This is a genomic window from Clostridium tunisiense TJ (genome assembly GCF_000300195.1).
In the GTDB taxonomy this organism is placed as follows: domain Bacteria; phylum Bacillota; class Clostridia; order Clostridiales; family Clostridiaceae; genus Clostridium_J; species Clostridium_J tunisiense.
On record NZ_AMQH01000008.1, the window covers coordinates 1 to 615 of the forward strand.

6 tRNA genes are annotated in these 615 nt (G+C 50.9%); all 6 read right to left on the reverse strand.

The window, feature by feature from the left end:
- Positions 1 to 3: 3 nt before the first annotated feature.
- The 6 genes from C661_RS0107815 to C661_RS0107840 all read right to left on the reverse strand — a co-directional run bounded on the left by C661_RS0107815 (position 4) and on the right by C661_RS0107840 (position 609).
- A tRNA-Met gene (locus tag C661_RS0107815) sits at positions 4 to 79 on the reverse strand.
- A gap of 6 nt (positions 80 to 85) precedes the next feature.
- Positions 86 to 174, reverse strand: a tRNA-Leu gene (locus C661_RS0107820).
- Between the two features lie 22 nt (positions 175 to 196).
- Positions 197 to 272, reverse strand: a tRNA-Met gene (locus tag C661_RS0107825).
- Between the two features lie 5 nt (positions 273 to 277).
- Positions 278 to 366, reverse strand: a tRNA-Leu gene (locus tag C661_RS0107830).
- A gap of 87 nt (positions 367 to 453) precedes the next feature.
- Positions 454 to 530 (reverse strand) — tRNA-Met (locus C661_RS0107835).
- 3 nt (positions 531 to 533) lie between these two features.
- A tRNA-Met gene (locus C661_RS0107840) sits at positions 534 to 609 on the reverse strand.
- Positions 610 to 615 lie beyond the last annotated feature (6 nt).

Sequence of the window (615 nt, forward strand, 5' to 3'; positions counted from 1 at the left end):
ATATGGTTGCGGGGGCAGGACTTGAACCTACGACCTTCGGGTTATGAGCCCGACGAGCTACCAGCTGCTCCACCCCGCGATATTTTGGTGCTGAAGACCGGAATCGAACCGGTACGGTGTTTAACCACCGCAGGATTTTAAGTCCTGTGCGTCTGCCAGTTCCGCCACTCCAGCATATTAAAGACAATTTTAAATATGGTTGCGGGGGCAGGACTTGAACCTACGACCTTCGGGTTATGAGCCCGACGAGCTACCAGCTGCTCCACCCCGCGATATTTGGTGCTGAAGACCGGAATCGAACCGGTACGGTGTTTAACCACCGCAGGATTTTAAGTCCTGTGCGTCTGCCAGTTCCGCCACTCCAGCACTTTCTTTACAGTAACAATAATCACTGTAGACTCCTACATTGTAGGACAACATAAAATTTTCAACCAAATATATTGATTAGAAATATGGTAGCGGAAATAGGACTTGAACCTACGACCCTTCGGGTATGAACCGAATGCTCTAGCCAGCTGAGCTATTCCGCCATATGGTTGCGGGGGCAGGACTTGAACCTACGACCTTCGGGTTATGAGCCCGACGAGCTACCAGCTGCTCCACCCCGCGATATTT